18 protein-coding genes are annotated in these 16,255 nt (G+C 60.7%); 12 read left to right on the top strand and 6 right to left on the bottom strand.

Features of this window, described 5'->3' with window-relative positions; genetic code table 11:
• Positions 1-4: 4 nt before the first annotated feature.
• The gene (locus AC0L28_RS23340; RefSeq protein ID WP_473480449.1) at positions 5-1,243 is read right to left on the bottom strand and encodes an aromatic ring-hydroxylating oxygenase subunit alpha; all 1,239 of its coding nucleotides are present in this window, start codon (positions 1,241-1,243) and stop codon (positions 5-7) included.
• A 150-nt stretch (positions 1,244-1,393) separates the two neighbouring features.
• On the opposite strand from AC0L28_RS23340, the gene AC0L28_RS23345 reads away from it, so the two are divergent.
• The 3 genes from AC0L28_RS23345 (at position 1,394) to AC0L28_RS23355 (ending at position 3,369) form a co-directional block, all read left to right on the top strand.
• On the top strand, positions 1,394-2,272 hold the full coding sequence (locus AC0L28_RS23345; protein WP_473480451.1) for a LysR family transcriptional regulator: 879 nt from the start codon (positions 1,394-1,396) through the stop codon (positions 2,270-2,272).
• Positions 2,273-2,380: 108 nt separating this feature from the next.
• Positions 2,381-2,860: a DUF3828 domain-containing protein gene (locus AC0L28_RS23350; RefSeq protein WP_023802330.1), complete on the top strand. Its 480-nt coding sequence runs from the start codon at positions 2,381-2,383 to the stop codon at positions 2,858-2,860.
• 53 nt (positions 2,861-2,913) lie between these two features.
• Positions 2,914-3,369, top strand: a complete 456-nt coding sequence (locus AC0L28_RS23355; protein WP_473480453.1) for a hypothetical protein — start codon at positions 2,914-2,916, stop codon at positions 3,367-3,369.
• 91 nt (positions 3,370-3,460) lie between these two features.
• Here AC0L28_RS23355 and queF read toward each other — a convergent pair whose 3' ends face one another.
• Positions 3,461-3,922: a preQ(1) synthase gene (queF, locus tag AC0L28_RS23360; protein ID WP_473480455.1), complete on the bottom strand. Its 462-nt coding sequence runs from the start codon at positions 3,920-3,922 to the stop codon at positions 3,461-3,463.
• A 395-nt stretch (positions 3,923-4,317) separates the two neighbouring features.
• Positions 4,318-4,725: a hypothetical protein gene (locus AC0L28_RS23365; protein WP_023802332.1), complete on the bottom strand. Its 408-nt coding sequence runs from the start codon at positions 4,723-4,725 to the stop codon at positions 4,318-4,320.
• 116 nt (positions 4,726-4,841) lie between these two features.
• Here AC0L28_RS23365 and AC0L28_RS23370 point away from each other — a divergent pair, with 116 nt between their 5' ends.
• Positions 4,842-5,267, top strand: coding sequence for a MarR family winged helix-turn-helix transcriptional regulator (locus AC0L28_RS23370; protein WP_023802333.1), 426 nt, complete (start codon positions 4,842-4,844; stop codon positions 5,265-5,267).
• 114 nt (positions 5,268-5,381) lie between these two features.
• Here the strand turns inward: AC0L28_RS23370 and AC0L28_RS23375 are convergent, their stop codons facing one another.
• Positions 5,382-7,454: a putative bifunctional diguanylate cyclase/phosphodiesterase gene (locus AC0L28_RS23375; protein WP_473480456.1), complete on the bottom strand. Its 2,073-nt coding sequence runs from the start codon at positions 7,452-7,454 to the stop codon at positions 5,382-5,384.
• Positions 7,455-7,735: 281 nt separating this feature from the next.
• Between AC0L28_RS23375 and AC0L28_RS23380 the strand changes: the two genes are divergently transcribed.
• Complete coding sequence (locus tag AC0L28_RS23380; RefSeq protein WP_128247833.1) at positions 7,736-8,923, top strand: glycine C-acetyltransferase; 1,188 nt, start codon at positions 7,736-7,738, stop codon at positions 8,921-8,923.
• 52 nt (positions 8,924-8,975) lie between these two features.
• Complete coding sequence (tdh, locus tag AC0L28_RS23385; RefSeq protein WP_473480458.1) at positions 8,976-10,010, top strand: L-threonine 3-dehydrogenase; 1,035 nt, start codon at positions 8,976-8,978, stop codon at positions 10,008-10,010.
• A 62-nt stretch (positions 10,011-10,072) separates the two neighbouring features.
• Here tdh and AC0L28_RS23390 read toward each other — a convergent pair whose 3' ends face one another.
• Positions 10,073-10,528 carry a MarR family winged helix-turn-helix transcriptional regulator gene (locus AC0L28_RS23390; RefSeq protein ID WP_287070675.1) on the bottom strand — a complete coding sequence of 152 codons (456 nt, stop codon included), beginning with the start codon at positions 10,526-10,528 and terminating at the stop codon, positions 10,073-10,075.
• A 79-nt stretch (positions 10,529-10,607) separates the two neighbouring features.
• Between AC0L28_RS23390 and hmgA the strand changes: the two genes are divergently transcribed.
• The 6 genes from hmgA (at position 10,608) to AC0L28_RS23420 (ending at position 15,094) form a co-directional block, all read left to right on the top strand.
• On the top strand, positions 10,608-11,921 hold the full coding sequence (hmgA, locus tag AC0L28_RS23395) for a homogentisate 1,2-dioxygenase (RefSeq protein ID WP_128176899.1): 1,314 nt from the start codon (positions 10,608-10,610) through the stop codon (positions 11,919-11,921).
• An 11-nt stretch (positions 11,922-11,932) separates the two neighbouring features.
• Positions 11,933-12,823: an MBL fold metallo-hydrolase gene (locus tag AC0L28_RS23400; RefSeq protein WP_473480493.1), complete on the top strand. Its 891-nt coding sequence runs from the start codon at positions 11,933-11,935 to the stop codon at positions 12,821-12,823.
• Positions 12,824-12,897: 74 nt separating this feature from the next.
• Positions 12,898-13,911: a fumarylacetoacetate hydrolase family protein gene (locus tag AC0L28_RS23405; protein WP_473480460.1), complete on the top strand. Its 1,014-nt coding sequence runs from the start codon at positions 12,898-12,900 to the stop codon at positions 13,909-13,911.
• A gap of 27 nt (positions 13,912-13,938) precedes the next feature.
• Positions 13,939-14,487: a DinB family protein gene (locus tag AC0L28_RS23410; RefSeq protein ID WP_473480462.1), complete on the top strand. Its 549-nt coding sequence runs from the start codon at positions 13,939-13,941 to the stop codon at positions 14,485-14,487.
• A 51-nt stretch (positions 14,488-14,538) separates the two neighbouring features.
• On the top strand, positions 14,539-14,796 hold the full coding sequence (locus AC0L28_RS23415; protein ID WP_128170246.1) for a BrnT family toxin: 258 nt from the start codon (positions 14,539-14,541) through the stop codon (positions 14,794-14,796).
• The gene (locus AC0L28_RS23420; RefSeq protein ID WP_027153896.1) at positions 14,783-15,094 is read left to right on the top strand and encodes a BrnA antitoxin family protein; all 312 of its coding nucleotides are present in this window, start codon (positions 14,783-14,785) and stop codon (positions 15,092-15,094) included. Before AC0L28_RS23415 ends, AC0L28_RS23420 begins: the two co-directional genes overlap by 14 nt.
• 8 nt (positions 15,095-15,102) lie before the next feature.
• Here the strand turns inward: AC0L28_RS23420 and hppD are convergent, their stop codons facing one another.
• Complete coding sequence (gene hppD / locus AC0L28_RS23425; protein WP_128170248.1) at positions 15,103-16,215, bottom strand: 4-hydroxyphenylpyruvate dioxygenase; 1,113 nt, start codon at positions 16,213-16,215, stop codon at positions 15,103-15,105.
• Between the last annotated feature and the right edge of the window lie 40 nt (positions 16,216-16,255).

Here is a 16,255-nt window from a genome sequence, read left to right on the forward strand (position 1 = left end):
TGGTTCACTCCGCGGCCAATCGCATCGAGGCCTGAGAGCGCACAAGCCAGTTCGCATACCAATCGACGAATTGGGTCACACCGCTTTCCTGAACCGGCGAATATGGTCCGGGAACATAGGCAGGAGAGAAGATCCCTTGCTGGTTGGTTTCGACGATCTCACGGTCTTCATCATTGGTAGAAATCCAGACCTCGGTCAGGCGCTTGAGGTCGTAGTCGAGCCCTTCGACGGAATCTTTGTTCACCAGCCAGGTGGTGGTGACCTCGGTCTCCGTGGCGCTGATTGGCGTGACTCGGAAGGTCAAGGAGTGATCCGGCAGGAAGTGGCTCCAGGTCGTTGGATAATGGAACATCAACAGCGAGCCTGCGTCGGGCAGAGCCACCCGGCCAAGATTCTTGCGAACGGCAGTCTTGCCGTCGAGCGTGTAACTCACCGCCTTTTGCTGCAGCGGCATCCGCGCCAGGCGAAATTGGCCGCTGCCGCCAAGGCGGAACTGTGCCGGCGCGCCTGAGGCTTCGCAACGGTCAAAATGCGCCTGGAGGGTCGCCGAGACCGACCCGTCGGTAGCCACCCCGGCAACGTCCGGGTCGAGCGAGAAGGAGCGGCAGAGCGACGGGTGGTTGCTGCTGCAGTGGTAGCATTCGCGGTTGTTTTCCCACACAAGCTTCCAGTTGGCCTTTTCGACGATGGTCGACGTATGCGCGACCTTCGCATTGTTGAGGTCATGGACCTCTAGGTAGGGAAGGGCCAGGTCGGCAAACGGTTCGAAGTCTGGGGGCGTAGCGGACAGACAGACGTAGATCAGGCCGGCCAGATTGCGCAGATGGACCGGCTTCAGCCCGTGTTTGGACATGTCGAAGTCGGGCCCCATGTCATTTGCCCAGATGAGCTTGCCGTCAAGCTCATAGGTCCACTGGTGATAGGGGCAGACGAGTTTGGCCACTTGGCCTTCGCGCGCCTTGCAAATCATCGAGCCGCGATGGCGGCAGGAATTGTGGAAGGCGCGGATTTCACCATCGCGGGCGCGCACGATGACCACCTCATAGGCGCCCACGCGCATCGTCACGTAGCTACCAGCTTTCGCAAGCTGGCATGCCGGGGCCGCGTAGAGCCATTGCTGGTAGAAGATGTGCTCGAGATCGAGCTGGTAAATCGTCGGCGACGTGTAAAAGGGCTGCTCAAGGGCATAGCCCGAGACCCGGCGCGCTAGCAACTCTTGGATCGAGGGCGAGGGGGCGTTCATGCGGAATTCCATAGATGGCGTGCACATTTCAGATGAAATTTTCTTGCCTGAACGCCTTTTGCGCAATAGCACTAATTTTCAGAACGATTTAGTTCAGCTAATCTGTTGCACTCAGCGAGCCATCCAAAAAGCGGGTCCGAAGAAGCGTTGATGCCAAGACCGTACGATCTCTCCTCGGTGACGGCTCTCATCTGCTTCGAGGCAGCCGCCCGAAATGCGAGTTTCAAAAACGCCGCCCAGGAATTGAATGTGACGCCCGCCGCGATCAGCCACCAGATCAAGGCGCTTGAGGGTGACTTGGGATGCAACCTGTTCCTGCGCTTGAGCCGCGGCGTCGAATTGACTGAGAAAGGAGCGTTCCTGTTCGTTGCCGTGCAGCGCGGGCTTGAGACGATTTCCGACGCCGTCACTCACATGCGCGATCGCCCGGAAACCGCCGACGTGACCATCCGGACAACGACTGCCGTCAGCTCGCTATGGCTTACACCGAAGATTTCAGCCTTCTGGAAGAGCTGTCCCACCATCACCGTCTCGCAGATCGTCAGCGACGTGCCCGCAACAGCGATCCGCTGTGATCTAAGTATTCATTACGGAGATGCGCAGGAAAGTCCCGAGGAGTGTCACAAACTTTTTCAAGATCGCATTGTCGCGCTTGGAACTCCAAAATTCGCCGCCGAGCACGGCATTGGCCGAGTTGAGGATCTGCTCAAGGCGCCTTTGATTCATATGAACAACGAGGAAACCGACTGGACGAACTGGCCGGAGTGGTTTCAAGCGCTTGGACACACCATCCCAAAAGGCCGCAGGTTTTCTGTGAACAACTACATGATTGCCCTCCAGGCCGCTCAGGATGACATCGGGGCGGTCTTGGGGTGGGATGGATTGGTCAAAAGCCTGATGGAACAGGGCCGGCTGGTCACACTTGTACCCGACAACATTCCCTCACCCAGGGCATTTTATCTGAAAATCCATCCCAGGGCAGGTTCGAAAGCGCGGCTTTTTGCGAGCTGGCTCGCCAAAAGCTCTTGAGCAGCTGCTCTCTTGCTCGCTGACTTTTCGGGCGGCTTCACATCACCGCGCTCGCTATGGATTCGTGGTATTGAACGGGTTCCCACCACGAAACCTGGAGATTATCGGATGAGACTGATTGTGCTTGCCGCCGCTCTCTCGATCGCAGCGCCTGCGACCGCCCTGGCCGGGCCGGCCTCCAATGCGGTGAAGTTCTTCTACATGCCCGAGGTCAAGTTCGAGGCCGACGCGAAATACCGCGACCGTTTCACCGAGCCGGTGACAAAGCTGTTCGACCTGAACGACCAGGCGCAGAAGAACAAGCCGGACGAGGTGCCTTGCATCGACTTCGCCCCCGGTCTCGACGCGCAGGATTTTGACGAGAAGACAGTCGCCAAGACGTTGAAGCTGTCTGAAGCAGTGGATGGCGACAGCGCCAACGTGACAGTGACGTTCAACCTTTTCCCGGAAGGCGATGAATCCAAACGCGAAATGGTCTGGTCGCTGAAGAAGGTCGACGGCCAGTGGAAGGTTGCCGACATCACCTCGAAGACCAGCGGCTGGACGCTGAGTGCGCTCGAATGCCTGGCTGGCCAAACTCCGGAGTGACGCCATGGCCCGCGCCCTGGCCCTGGCGACTTGCGTGCCTGCTGGCCGCGGGTTTGAGCAGCACCGCTGGCCAGGGCCTGTTCAGCGCGCCGCTCTCAGCAGAAAATGCACGGGCAGCTCCGCTGCGGCCGGGTTCGCCGACGGCGATGGTGAAACCGTTTTACGAGCATGTCGGGCTCGAGCTCGATCCGGCTCAGCGCAGCCATTTCGTCGATCCCGCGAGGTCGGTGCTCGACAAGAGCGATGCGCTGCGGAAATCGGGGCAGGGCGAATGCCTCGATCCCAACATGGCGCTCGACAATGCGGCGTACGACAGGGCCAAGATCGACAACAGCCTGAAGGCTGTTGAAGCGGTCAAAGGCGATGAGGCCAAGGTCGTCGTCGCCTTTATCGTTGCCGGCAATCCGCACCGGCTGGAATGGAAGTTCAAAAAGGTCGACGGCGATCTGGAAGATATCGGACCTTCTGAGGGTGACCGGCGAATGGGCGCTCAGCCAATATCAGTGTGAGTGAGAACGGACCGATGAGTTGATCGCCTGATGACGATTGAAAACCAGAGTTGGCGATCCTGCTGTCCCGCCGGACATCTCGCAGCAGAATTCAGCCGCGTCCGCGATACGGCGCAACACCGGTGTCGGGCAGCCATGCGCCTTCCGGCGGCGCGCCGGTCTGCCAGAATACGTCGATCGGAATGCCGCCGCGCGGATACCAATAGCCGCCAATCCGCAACCACAGTGGTTTGGTCGCAGCGATGATGCGGCGGCCGATCATGATGGTGCACTCTTCATGGAAGGCGCCATGGTTGCGAAACGAGGTCATGAACAGCTTCAGCGACTTCGATTCCACCAGTAGCGTGTCGGGTGCATAGTCGATGACGATGTGGGCGAAGTCCGGCTGGCCGGTGACCGGGCAGAGCGAAGTGAATTCCGGGCAGGTGAAGCGAACGATGGCTGGCGGCCCGTCGCCGCGCGAAAACGGCACGGTCTCCAGGACTGCTGCGTCAGGGTTCTGTGGCGCCTCGACGTTGGTGCCGAGCTGGGTAAGGTTTGTCGTATCGGTCATCGGCGGGTTCCTTACTGCATGTCGCCCAAAAGCCTGCCCACGGGTCCGACCCGAGGGTGCGCGGACTTGGGTACGACATGCGCAAAAACAAAAATTTGCCGCTCATTAGCACAATTTGAAACAGGAAGACGAGGACCACCAGCGATCCGCTTCTCCAGCCCTATCAGCTCAAACATTTGACGCTGAAGAACGGGTCATGTCGACCAGCCACGAGCCGGCCTATTTCCGAGGACGGTATGGATCTAAAGATCACTTCGGATTTGATTTGGTGGCGCGCAGCCGAACCTCCGCACGGAGAGCCACCAGGCACGTCGGTCCGATCTGCGCGCTGCGCACGCCGCCGGCTTGCAGCCAGACACCGTACGATCTCTTAAACCGCGATAGCGGCTGGCCGCTCAAAACATTCTGGCGGTGGCCATGCAGAGCACGGTGATGACCAGCAGGCCGCCGGCGATGCGTTCGCCCCTTGTCATTTTCGCGCGCAACTGCGTTTCCGTCGCCGAGTCAGTGCCGGCAAGCTGCCTGCTGGCAGAGCCGACGAGCGCGCCCTGGACGCCGGCGGCAATCAAGGCCGTCGCGATACCCAGGGCCAGAACCATTTCCATCGAACCGAAAGAGCCGCTGTGGAAGAAATACCAGAGCAGGGCGCCGGTCAGGAAAACCATGCCAGCCGCGTTCATTTGCGGCAGGAAAAACCGTTCGATCCGAATCTCCGGATCGCGGGCGACAGCGATGGTCGTTCCAGCCCAGAACACACCGGCCAATACGTGAAGGCCGAGGACGATGATGTAGACATACTGCATGACCGCGTTCCTCCTTTCCTACCGCCAACCATAAAGTTAGATATCAAATGATTAGATGTCAATGTAAAGTCAAAGGGCCAGTTCCATCGGCCTTTCCCTTACTCTAGTGTCGGATCATGACGCTTTTTGACCGCCCGCCAGTCGGGATGAATCTCGCCCGCACCGCAAAGCTTGTCGCTCAGGCCTTTGACGCCACGTTGGTCGAGGCGGGCGGCACGCTGCCGGTCTGGGTCACGCTGTTGTCGATCAAGTCGCGCGAACTGGCCAACCAGCGTGAGCTCGCCGGCATGATCGGAATCCAAGGCGCGACGCTGACCCACCATCTGAACGCGATGGAGACGCAAGGTTTGCTGACCCGGCGCCGCGATCCGGAAAACCGCCGCGTCCATCAGGTCGAACTGACCGAAGCGGGAGAGGCCCTGTTCCTGAAATTGCGCACGGCAGCCATTGCCTTCGACAAGCGGCTGCGGACCGGGTTGTCGGACGAAAGGCTGGCGGAGTTCGCGGAAGTCTTGGCGACGCTACGGGCGAATGTCGATTGATCCCAACTGCCGAACGCATTGTTCAGCGAGCCCAAGATGTAGCGGCAGCCAGCTACAGACCGGCCGTAACCCCATCAGGCCGCCATTTCCGAAGCGGCGTGTCAGGTTGGCGCCTTACGCCAGCCTTCCCTGCAGCACCGTCAGCCTGGCTCTCTTCGGCGCCCGCGCGACCAGCCATTCGCGTACCTGGTCCTGCGGCATCGGGAAGGCGATCGAGTAGCCCTGCACCTGGTCGCAGCCGATCGCCATCAGCGAATCGAGTTCAGCCTCGGTTTCGGCGCCCTCGGCGACGATCGAGATGCCGAGGCCGCGGGCGAGTTCGGTGATGGCACGCACGATCTTGGTGTTGTCGCCGTTCTCATTGATGTTCTGGACGAAGCGGCGATCGATCTTCAGCCTGTCGATCTCGTTCGGGTTGACGTGGCTGAGCGACGCGTAGCCGGTGCCGAAATCATCGAGTTCAAGATGGACGCCGGTGGCGCGGATGTGCCGCAGCTTTGCCGCGATGCCGGTCTTCTCGTCGTCGAGAATGACGGATTCGACGATCTCGAGCGACAGTTTTTGTGGCGGCAGCCCAGCCTTTTCCAGCGCACCGAAGAGGAAGGCGTCGAAATCGGCCTCACGCAATTCGGAGCCGGAGACGTTGACGGCGAGCCGTCCGAAGGCAATGCCGGCACGGTTCCACTCCGCCGCCTCGCCGATTGCCTTGGCGATGACGATGCGGCCGATCGCAGGCATGAGTCCGCATTTCTCGGCGATGGGAATGAACTCGCCCGGTGCGATCATGCCGCGCTCGGCATGTCTCCAGCGAACCAGCGCCTCGATCCCGCCGATGGTGCCGTTCGACAACGAAACCTGTGGCTGGAAATAGACCTGGAACGTCTTCTCCGCGATAGCGATCCTGATGTCATGCTCGAGCCGCTTGCGGTAGTCGAGTTCATGCCGCAACGCCTCGGAGAAGAATGAGAGACTGCCGCCACCCTGCTTCGTGGCGGCGTGGAGCGCGAGGTCGGCATGGACGAGCAGATCTTGCGCATTGTCGGCGTCGACCGGATAGACGGCGACGCCGGCGCTGGCGCCCGGAAGGATGGTCGCGCCCCGATAGACGATCGGTTCGTTGATCTGCGACAGGACGCGCCCGGCGACCGTGTTGATGTCCTCGGTGCCGCCGGCACCGTTGAGGATCATCACGAACTCGTCGCTGCCGAGACGCACGCAGAGGTCCGACGCCCGGCAAGAATCACGCATGCGCTGCGCCGTCACCACCAGCACATAGTCGCCGGCGGCGTGGCCAAGCGTGTCGTTGATCTGCTTGAACCGGTCGAGGTCGAGGTGGACCGCCGCAAGCCGCTCTCGCCGGCGCTGCGCGCCCTTGATCAGCGTATCGAAATGGTCGGTCAGGAAGGTGCGGTTGTGCAGGCCGGTAAGGCCGTCATGCACGGCGATGAAGGCCATGGAATTGCGGGTATCGATCAGTTCACGCGTCTTGCGCAGGATGGCGTTCGACATCGGCCTGAAGATGAAAAGTGCCACCAGCACGATGACGCCGAGGGTGGAGTAGAACAGCGTTCGATGGAGATCGAGAAGGCTCTCCGATCGCGCGTCGGCTTGGGCGCTGATGCGCTGGCCGAGTGCCGCATAGCCCGACAGGGCCGCATTGGCGACGGAAGCGTCGAGGTTGACGCGTTCGCCGCCACCCTTGTAGCCGCCATTGTCGGCCATGCCGAGTTGCGATTCAAACGCCGAAACCAGGCGTTCGCCGTTGGCGATGAGCCCGACCGAGAAGTAATCGAGATGAAACGGTTTGGCAAAAAGGACGTTCTCGACTGATTTTGGATCGAGCCTGGCCGGTGACGCCGGGTCGGCGACCACACGCTCGAGCAGAAGGTCGTAGTTCCTCTCGAAGTCGGCCGTGGCCTGTTTGAATGCGGTGACCAGAGCCGGTTGTTGGTTGCGCGTAGCTGCTCCTGCCGCGTTGGCAAGGAAGACAATGCGTTGCGACAGCACCTTTTGCATGCCGACAATATCGAGCAGCGTGTCGTCGTGCCGATGGCCAGCCATCATCTGCTGGAGAAGGATGAAGGAGGCCATCACCATGGCTGCAATGATCAGCAGCGCCAGCCAATAGCCTGCCTTGATCAGCAGTATGAGCTTGCCCGAAATGGTTTGCATCGGTTGCTGCGACATTTTCTGGGGCGGTCCCTCTCGCCGACAGATTGTTGGGTATGAGAACCATTGGCTTGAAAGGTTAACAGCTCCGGAAGCCGACAGAGCAGCAGCGGTGGAAAGCTCGCAAAATGGTTATCGCCTTCTTTCGCGCCGCGGCTGCATTTGAACATCTGCCATTTGGCGGCATTCTGGGGCGGCATTCTGGCCACTGACCGTCGGATCACCGAAGCCGTCGCTTTTGCGGTGGATTTTTCGCCCGCGCGGGGCGACAGTCCATTGAATCTCAACAGGGCCAGATCATGAGCGCGGCATTCCTCTCCCATATCGACAGCGAGCTTCAAGGGCTGAAATCGGCCGGCCTCTACAAATCCGAGCGGGTGATCACCTCGACGCAATCGGCTAAGATCGAGGTGGGCGGCGAGAGGGTGCTGAATTTCTGCGCCAACAATTATCTTGGCCTCGCCGATAGCGCCAACTTGCGCGATGCGGCCAAGCAGGCACTCGACCGCTATGGTTATGGCATGGCGTCGGTGCGTTTCATCTGCGGCACGCAGGAAGAGCACAAGCAGCTCGAGGCGACGATTTCTGGCTTTCTCGGCATGGAGGACACGATCCTCTATGGCTCCTGCTTCGATGCTAATGGCGGCCTGTTCGAGACGCTGCTTTCCGAGGAGGATGCGGTCATTTCCGACGCGCTGAACCATGCCTCGATCATCGACGGCGTGCGGCTGTCGAAGGCGAAGCGTTTCCGTTACGCCAACAACGACATGGCCGATCTGGAAGCGCGGCTGAAGGAGGCAATGGATTGCCGTTTTCGGCTGATCGCCACCGATGGTGTATTTTCCATGGACGGCATCATCGCCAATCTGAAGGGCGTCTGCGATCTCGCCGACAAGTACGATGCAATGGTGATGGTCGACGACAGCCATGCAGTCGGCTTCGTCGGCAAGAACGGGCGCGGCTCGTCCGAGCATTGCGGCGTCGAGGGCAGGGTGGACATCATCACCGGCACGCTCGGCAAGGCATTGGGCGGCGCGTCGGGCGGCTACACATCGGGCAAGAGCCAGGTGGTCGACTGGCTGCGCCAGCGCTCGCGTCCCTATCTGTTTTCCAACACGCTGATGCCGGCGATCGCCGGCGCCTCGATCCGGGTTTTCGAACTGATCCAAAATGGCGATGCGCTGCGCCAGCGCCTCTATGCCAATGCGGCGCGGTTCCGGTCTGAAATGGGTAAGCTCGGCTTTACGCTGGCCGGCGCCGATCATCCGATCGTTCCGGTCATGCTCGGCGATGCGACGCTGGCGCAGGAGATGGCGGCGCGCATGCTGCAGCGCGGCATCTATGTCATCGGCTTCTCGTTTCCGGTGGTACCGAAGGGCCAGGCGCGCATCCGCACGCAAATGTCGGCCGCCCATTCCAGCGCCGACATCGACCGTGCGGTCGAGGTGTTCGGCGCAGTCGGGCGCGAACTTGGTGTGATTTCCTGAACGACCGGAACCGAAAAGAGATTCCGGATCAAGAGTTTCAAGGGACAAAAGAATGTCGAACATGATGAAGGCGCTGGTCAAGGCCAAGGCCGAGCCGGGCATCTGGATGGAAGAAGTGCCGGTGCCGGAAATCGGCCCGAACGACGTTCTGATCAAGATCAAGAAGACCGCGATCTGCGGTACCGACGTCCACATCTACAATTGGGACCAGTGGGCGCAGAAGACCGTGCCGGTGCCGATGGTGACCGGCCACGAATTCGTCGGCACGGTCGCCGACTTCGGCGCGGCGGTCACCGAATACAAGATCGGCCAGCGTGTTTCGGGCGAGGGCCACATCGTCTGCGGCCATTGCCGCAATTGCCGGGCGGGCAGGGGGCATCTGTGCCGCAACACGCTCGGCGTCGGCGTCAACCGGCCCGGCGCCTTCGGTGAATATCTGGCGATCCCGCAGCACAACGTCGTGCCGATCCCCGACGACGTGCCCGACGAGATCGCCGCTATCTTCGATCCCTTGGGCAATGCGGTTCACACCGCACTGTCCTTTGATCTGGTCGGCGAGGACGTGCTGGTCACCGGCGCCGGGCCGATCGGCATCATGGCTGCGCTGGTGGCGCAGTGCGTCGGCGCGCGAAAAGTGGTCATCACCGACATCAACCCGGTGCGGCTGGCGCTGGCGAAAAAACTCGGCGTCCAGCATGTGGTCGACGCGTCGAAGGAAAAGCTGCGCGATATCATGCCGGCGCTCGGCATGACCGAAGGTTTTGACGTCGGCCTCGAAATGTCGGGTGCGGCACCCGCCTTCCGCGACATGATCGACGCCATGAACAATGGCGGCAAGATCGCCATTCTGGGCATCGCGCCGACCGGCTTCGAGATCGACTGGAACAAGGTCATCTTCAAGATGCTGCATCTCAAGGGCATCTATGGCCGCGAAATGTTCGAGACCTGGTACAAGATGATCGCGCTGGTGCAGGGTCCGCTCGATGTCAGTGGGCTGATCACCCACCGCATCGGAGTGGACGACTTCCAGACCGGGTTCGATGCGATGAAGAGCGGCAATTCCGGCAAGGTGGTGATGGACTGGTGAGTGTTGGCCGGGTGCCGTTCCGGAAACGTTAGAGGGGTGGGCAGGATCGCTGCGTAGCAGTTTCATAGCTGCGTCGTTGATCTATCCAATGCCCCCTTAAGTGCCGCCATCCCTTCCGTGACCGCCGCTCGCTCGCTCGCGTTCAGCCTTCCCAGCAAGTCCCGCTCGAACGCTTTTGCCAACGGCACCATCTCGCGATAGGCGGCAAGGCCCGCGTTGGTCAGCGTCAGGTGCTCGACACGGCGGTCTTTTTCATCAGGTTTTCGCGTCAGCCAGCGGCGCCGTTCGAGCTCGGCGACGGCGCGCGAAACCTTGGTCTTGTGCATGGCCGACTGTTCGCCGAGCGCTGTTGCCGTCATCGTGCCGTGCTGGCCGAGACCGGCCAGCGTGCGCCATTCGGGCCGCGTCAGGCCGTGGCGGTCCTTGTAAACCCTGGAAAATTCGCGGCTGACAGCATCGGCAAGGCGATAGAGCCGGTAGGGCAGGAAGCTTTCAAGTTCGAGGGTGTCAGCCTCCATGGTCTGCTCCATCACGATTGATAGTTACATTTTCGATGGTTACAAATGAAACCAATTTGGTCAATCCAGGGAGGATGCCATGGCCTTTTCCTACATGCCGGGGTTCGGCAACGACTTCGAAACCGAGACTTTGCCCGGTTCGCTGCCGCAAGGGCGGAATTCGCCGCAGCGGCCGGCCTACGGCCTTTATGCCGAGCAGCTTTCGGGCTCGCCCTTCACCGCGCCACGCGGCACCAATGAGCGCTCCTGGCTTTATCGCATCAGGCCGAGCGTCAGGCACACCGGCCGCTTCAAGGTGGCGGATTATCCGCTGTGGAAAAGCGCGCCGAATGTCGGCGATCACGAACTGGCGCTTGGCCAGTACCGCTGGAACCCGGTGCCGATGCCGAAGGAACCCACCGACTTCATTGCCGGCATGCGCTCGATCACCACCGCCGGCGACGTGCTCGGCCAGACCGGCATGGCCGCCCATGTCTATGTCGCCAACCGATCGATGGCCGACGACCATTTCTTCAACGCCGACGGCGAGTTGCTTATCGTGCCGCAAGTGGGCGCGCTGCGCTTCGTCACCGAGATGGGCGTCATCGAATTGCGACCGGGCGAGATCGCCGTGCTGCCGCGCGGCCTCGTGTTCAAGGTCGAACTGGTCGATGAAACAGTGCGCGGCTATGTCTGCGAGAACTACGGCGCCAAGCTGACGCTGCCGGATCGTGGCCCGATCGGCGCCAATTGCCTGGCCAATCCGCGCGATTTCAAGACACCTTGCGCCTGGTTCGAGGACAAGGAGACGCCGTGCCGGCTGATCGTGAAATGGTGCGGCCAGTTTCATGTCACCGAACTCGATCATTCGCCGCTGGATGTGGTGGCGTGGCACGGCAACTACTCGCCCTACAAATATGATCTCGCAACGTTTTCGCCGGTCGGCGCCATCCTGTTCGACCATCCCGATCCGTCGATCTTCACGGTGCTGACCGCGCCGAGCGGCGAAGAGGGCACCGCCAACATCGACTTCGTCATCTTCCCGCCGCGCTGGCTGGTGGCCGAAAACACGTTTCGCCCGCCCTGGTATCACCGCAACATCATGAGCGAGTTCATGGGCCTGATCCACGGCCAGTACGACGCCAAGGAAGAGGGTTTCGTTCCCGGTGGCATCAGCCTGCACAATCTGATGCTGGCCCACGGGCCTGACGCAACAGGTTTTGAAAAAGCCTTCCACGCGGATCTGAAACCGGTCAAGCTCGACAACACCATGGCCTTCATGTTCGAGACGCGATTCCCACAGATGCTGACCCGCTACGCCGCCGAGGTTGAAACCCGGCAGGACAATTACATCGACTGCTGGGCCGATCTGAAGAAGCGCTTCAACGGCACGCCCGAGGGCGACTGGTCTTGAGCGCTGATCCAATGCGGGATCGGCTGGTGCTGCTGGGCTCGAAGGGCGGCCCGGCGCTCCGGCCGGGCGGTCGGTGGCCGAGTTCGTCGCTGCTGATATTCGGCGGACGTACCATTGTCGTGGATTGCGGGCTTGGCGTGACGCACGGGCTGGCCGAGACCGGCATCAGCCTGAAGTCGCTCGACCTGGTCTTCATCACGCATCTGCATTCCGACCATGTGCTGGAACTCGGTCCGCTGATCCACACCGCCTGGACGGCGGGTCTGGCGACACCGGTCACCGTGTTCGGCCCGCCCGGCACCGGCCATTACTGGCAGCGCTTTTGCCAGGCGATGGAATTCGACATCGAGATACGCATAGTCGACGAAGGCCGGCCTGATATCGCAGATTTGGTTTCGATCATCGAGTTCGGCGAAGGCCGGGTGATGGAGGAGCGCGGCCTGAAGGTTTTGGCGCTACGCGTCGACCATCCGCCGGTGAACGACTGCTTTGCGCTGCGCTTCGAGCATGCCGGACAGAGCGTGGTGTTTTCCGCCGATACGGCGTTCTTTCCGCCATTGGCGGATTTCGCCAAAGGCGCCGACATTCTCGTCCATGAAGCCATGCTGGAAGACGGCATCGAGCGGCTCGTCGCGAAAACCGGCAATGGCGCGCGGCTGAGGGAGCATCTGCTCGCCAGCCATAGTTTTGCTGAGGAAGCGGGGCGCATCGCCAGTGACGCAGGAGCCAAAAGACTGGTGCTCAACCACCTCATCCCGGCCGATGATCCCGAGATCGGCGAGGCCGACTGGATCGCCGCCGTCAGGAAAACATGGGCCGGAGACTTGACGATTGCCCACGACGGCCTTGTTGTGGGACTGGAGCATGATCCCGAACTGAAGGACCGCGTTAGCGAAAAGTGAGAACCGGTTTTCGGAAGAGATCATAAGAACAAAATTCAAAGCGGCACCAAAGCCGCATCAGGAGAGGAAACCGCATGAAGCTTGCCACATTGAAGGACGGGACGCGCGACGGAAAGCTGGTCGTCGTCTCGCGCGACCTGACGCGGTTCACCGATGCCTCGTTTCTGGTGCCGACGTTGCAGTCGGCGCTCGACGACTGGAACCGGATCGCGCCGCATCTGGCGACAATAGCGGAATCGCTGGAGAACAATGCGGTGCCGTCAGCGCGCTTTCACGAGCATGATGCCCATTCGCCGTTGCCGCGCGCCTACCAGTGGGCCGATGGCTCTGCCTATGTGAATCATGTCGAACTGGTGCGGAAGGAGCGCGGCGCCGAGATGCCGGCAAGCTTCTGGACCGATCCGCTGATCTACCAGGGTGGTTCGGACAGTTTCATCGCGCCGCGTGATCCGATCCGCACGGTCGACGAGGCTCTTGGCGTCGACATGGAAGGGGAAGTCGCTGTCGTCGTCGACGATGTGCCGATAGGCGCAAGCCTCGATGCGGCAAGAGCCGCGATCCGGCTGGTCATGCTGGTCAATGACGTCACGCTGCGCTCCCTCACCGCGCCAGAGCTTGCCAAGGGCTTCGGCTTCTTCCAATCAAAGCCGTCCTCGGCGTTTTCGCCCGTCGCGGTGACGCCGGACGAACTTGGCGAGGCCTGGGATGGCGGCAAGGTCAACCTGCCGCTGCTGGTCGATCTCAACGGCAAGCCGTTCGGCCGCGCCAACGCCGGCGTGGACATGACATTCGATTTTCCGGCGCTGATTGTGCATGCCGCGAAAACCCGGCCGCTGGCCGCCGGCACCATCATCGGTTCGGGCACGGTCTCCAACAAGCTCGACGGCGGGCCTGGCAAGCCTGTCTCGGCGGGCGGCGCCGGCTATTCCTGCATAGCCGAGTTGCGCATGATCGAGACCATCGAGGCCGGCGAACCGACAACCCCGTTCCTGGGCCTTGGCGACATTGTGCGCATCGAGATGAAGGACAGGATCGGACATTCGATTTTTGGTGCGATCGAGCAGAAGGTCGAGAAATACATCAGGTAAGATTGCACTGGGAGGACGTCTGAAACGATGAACCTGCTGGACCATTTCAGCCGCATGGCGCGCAACAATCTCTGGTCGAACGACCGGCTCTATCGCGCCGTGCTGCAGCTTGAGCCCGGCGAATTCGAAGCCGAGCGAACCAGCTTCTTCCCGTCGATCATGGCAACGCTCAACCACATCCTGGCGGTCGATCATCTCTATCTCGATTTTCTCGAAGAGGGCGACATTGGCGCCGCGGCCCATGACGATTTCGTGCCGTTCGATGAACCACAAGCGCTGTTTGACGCCCAGGGCGCATCCGACCGGCGACTGATCGCCTTTTGCGATCATTTGTCGGCGGCCGATCTCGACCGCCGTGTCATCACCGACCGGCGCGAGGACGGAAAAATACCGGAGCGCATCAGCGATCTGCTCGCCCACCTCTTCATCCACGACATCCATCATCGCGGCCAGGTGCACGCCATGCTGTCCGGCACCTCGGTAAAGCCGCCGCAGCTCGACGAATTCTTCCTCGACTATGATCTGAAGCTGAGGAGAGCGGAGGTCGAGCGGTTGGCGATTGATGGCGGCAATTAATTGTAGTTACGAAAATTCTTGACTTAATTATTGTAGGTACATAAATTTCGGATGAAGATCGTCTGGGACGAACCGAAACGGTTGGCCAACATCGAAAAGCACGGGTTGGATTTTGCCACACTGGATGAGGAATTTTTCCTTACGTCAACGATCCGTGCGGCCAAAGCTGATCGTCTCATGGCAATTGGTCGGATGATTGACGGGATCGTTGCCGTGATCTTTGCCCGGCTCGGCTCCGAGGGCATCTCGATCATTTCGATGCGCCCGGCCAACCCGGCTGAAAGAAGATTGTACAATGACAAAACCTAAGCTGCAGACAAAATTCGAACCGGGGCGCGGCTACAGCAAGGAAGATTGGGATGCCGTTTCGGACAATCCGGAATGGACAGAGGAGGATTTTCGAAACGCTCGTCCCTTCGCTGAAGTATTTCCGGACCTCGCCGAAAGCATTCGCCGTTCGCGCGGGCGGCCGGCGCTCGACAATCCCAAGAAACAGGTGACGCTGCGCCTCGACAGCGATGTGGTCGCTCGCTTTCGCGCCGGCGGTCCCGGCTGGCAGAGCCGGATTAACGACATTCTGCGCAAGGCCGCCGGCTTGCCCAAATAAGCGTCGCCTCACTCCGCCGCCTGCACCTTCAGCACGCCGCGCTTGATCTGGTCCTGCTCGATCGATTCGAACAGCGCGCGGAAATTGCCCTCGCCAAAACCCTCGTCGCCCTTCCTCTGGATGAATTCGAAGAAGATCGGCCCGATTACGGTTTTCGAGAAGATCTGCAGCAGGATCTTGGTCGTGCCGCCGTCAACCACGCCTTCGCCGTCGATCAGGATGCCGTGCTTTTTCATCCGCTCGATCGGCTCATCATGGCCGTGCACGCGGGCATGAGACATCTCGTAATAGGTTTCCGGCGGACCGGGCATGAACTTCAGCCCGTTGGCTGCCAGCCTGTCGGTGGCGCCGTAGATCTCGTCCGTGCCGACAGCGATGTGCTGGATGCCTTCGCCATTATACTTCTTCAGATATTCGGCTATCTGGCTGGTGTCGTCCTTGGACTCGTTGAGCGGGATGCGGATCTTGCCGCAGGGCGAGGTGATCGCGCGGCTGACCAGGCCGGTGATCTTGCCGTCGATGTCGAAGAAATGGATCTGCTTGAAGCCGAACAGGTCACGATAGAAATCCCACCATTTGTCCATATTGCCGCGATAGACATTGTGGGTGAGGTGGTCGAGATAATAGAAGCCGACGCCTTCCGGCTTCGGGTCGGGCTCGCCCAGCCAGTCGAATTCGGCTTCGTAGGCCGAGCCTTTGTCGCCGTAGACCTCGATGAAATAAAGCAGCGAGCCGCCAATGCCTGATATCGCCGGCACATCGAGCGCCTTGTCGGCGCCTTCATAGGGTGTGGCGCCTTTGGCGACAGCATGGTCGAACGCGTGCTTGGCATCGACCACCCGCCAGGCCATCGAGGAAGCGCAGGGGCCGTGCTTGTCGACGAATTTCATCGCATGCGAGCCGGGTTCGGCATTGACGACATAGTTGATGTCGCCCTGCCGCCAGACGGTGATGTTCTTGGTGCGGTGCTTGGCTACCGGTACATAGCCCATGCGGGTAAAAAGCTCGGCGAGCTTTTCCGGTTCGGGATGCGCGAACTCGACGAATTCGAAGCCGTCGGTGCCGGCGGGATTGGCCTTGCTGATCGTTGCGGGCGGTGCATCGTGCGGGAAGGGACCCATGGTGTTGTCCTCCTAAGCTGCTTGGCCGCAAAGGGCCATT

It is taken from the genome of Mesorhizobium sp. WSM4847 (assembly GCF_055811335.1).

What these genes read in the sequence shown, in the direction of transcription:
- hppD (WP_128170248.1), bottom strand. Translation starts at nt 16,215, where the DNA reads ATGGGTCCCTTCCCGCACGATGCACCGCCCGCAACGATCAGCAAGGCC.
- AC0L28_RS23375 (WP_473480456.1), bottom strand. Translation starts at nt 7,454, where the DNA reads ATGTCGCAGCAACCGATGCAAACCATTTCGGGCAAGCTCATACTGCTG.
- AC0L28_RS23365 (WP_023802332.1), bottom strand. Translation starts at nt 4,725, where the DNA reads ATGCAGTATGTCTACATCATCGTCCTCGGCCTTCACGTATTGGCCGGT.
- AC0L28_RS23340 (WP_473480449.1), bottom strand. Translation starts at nt 1,243, where the DNA reads ATGAACGCCCCCTCGCCCTCGATCCAAGAGTTGCTAGCGCGCCGGGTC.
- AC0L28_RS23420 (WP_027153896.1), top strand. Translation starts at nt 14,783, where the DNA reads ATGACAAAACCTAAGCTGCAGACAAAATTCGAACCGGGGCGCGGCTAC.
- AC0L28_RS23345 (WP_473480451.1), top strand. Translation starts at nt 1,394, where the DNA reads ATGCCAAGACCGTACGATCTCTCCTCGGTGACGGCTCTCATCTGCTTC.
- AC0L28_RS23415 (WP_128170246.1), top strand. Translation starts at nt 14,539, where the DNA reads ATGAAGATCGTCTGGGACGAACCGAAACGGTTGGCCAACATCGAAAAG.
- AC0L28_RS23410 (WP_473480462.1), top strand. Translation starts at nt 13,939, where the DNA reads ATGAACCTGCTGGACCATTTCAGCCGCATGGCGCGCAACAATCTCTGG.
- queF (WP_473480455.1), bottom strand. Translation starts at nt 3,922, where the DNA reads ATGACCGATACGACAAACCTTACCCAGCTCGGCACCAACGTCGAGGCG.
- AC0L28_RS23390 (WP_287070675.1), bottom strand. Translation starts at nt 10,528, where the DNA reads ATGGAGGCTGACACCCTCGAACTTGAAAGCTTCCTGCCCTACCGGCTC.
- AC0L28_RS23370 (WP_023802333.1), top strand. Translation starts at nt 4,842, where the DNA reads ATGACGCTTTTTGACCGCCCGCCAGTCGGGATGAATCTCGCCCGCACC.
- AC0L28_RS23400 (WP_473480493.1), top strand. Translation starts at nt 11,933, where the DNA reads ATGCGGGATCGGCTGGTGCTGCTGGGCTCGAAGGGCGGCCCGGCGCTC.
- AC0L28_RS23405 (WP_473480460.1), top strand. Translation starts at nt 12,898, where the DNA reads ATGAAGCTTGCCACATTGAAGGACGGGACGCGCGACGGAAAGCTGGTC.
- tdh (WP_473480458.1), top strand. Translation starts at nt 8,976, where the DNA reads ATGTCGAACATGATGAAGGCGCTGGTCAAGGCCAAGGCCGAGCCGGGC.
- AC0L28_RS23350 (WP_023802330.1), top strand. Translation starts at nt 2,381, where the DNA reads ATGAGACTGATTGTGCTTGCCGCCGCTCTCTCGATCGCAGCGCCTGCG.
- AC0L28_RS23380 (WP_128247833.1), top strand. Translation starts at nt 7,736, where the DNA reads ATGAGCGCGGCATTCCTCTCCCATATCGACAGCGAGCTTCAAGGGCTG.
- hmgA (WP_128176899.1), top strand. Translation starts at nt 10,608, where the DNA reads ATGGCCTTTTCCTACATGCCGGGGTTCGGCAACGACTTCGAAACCGAG.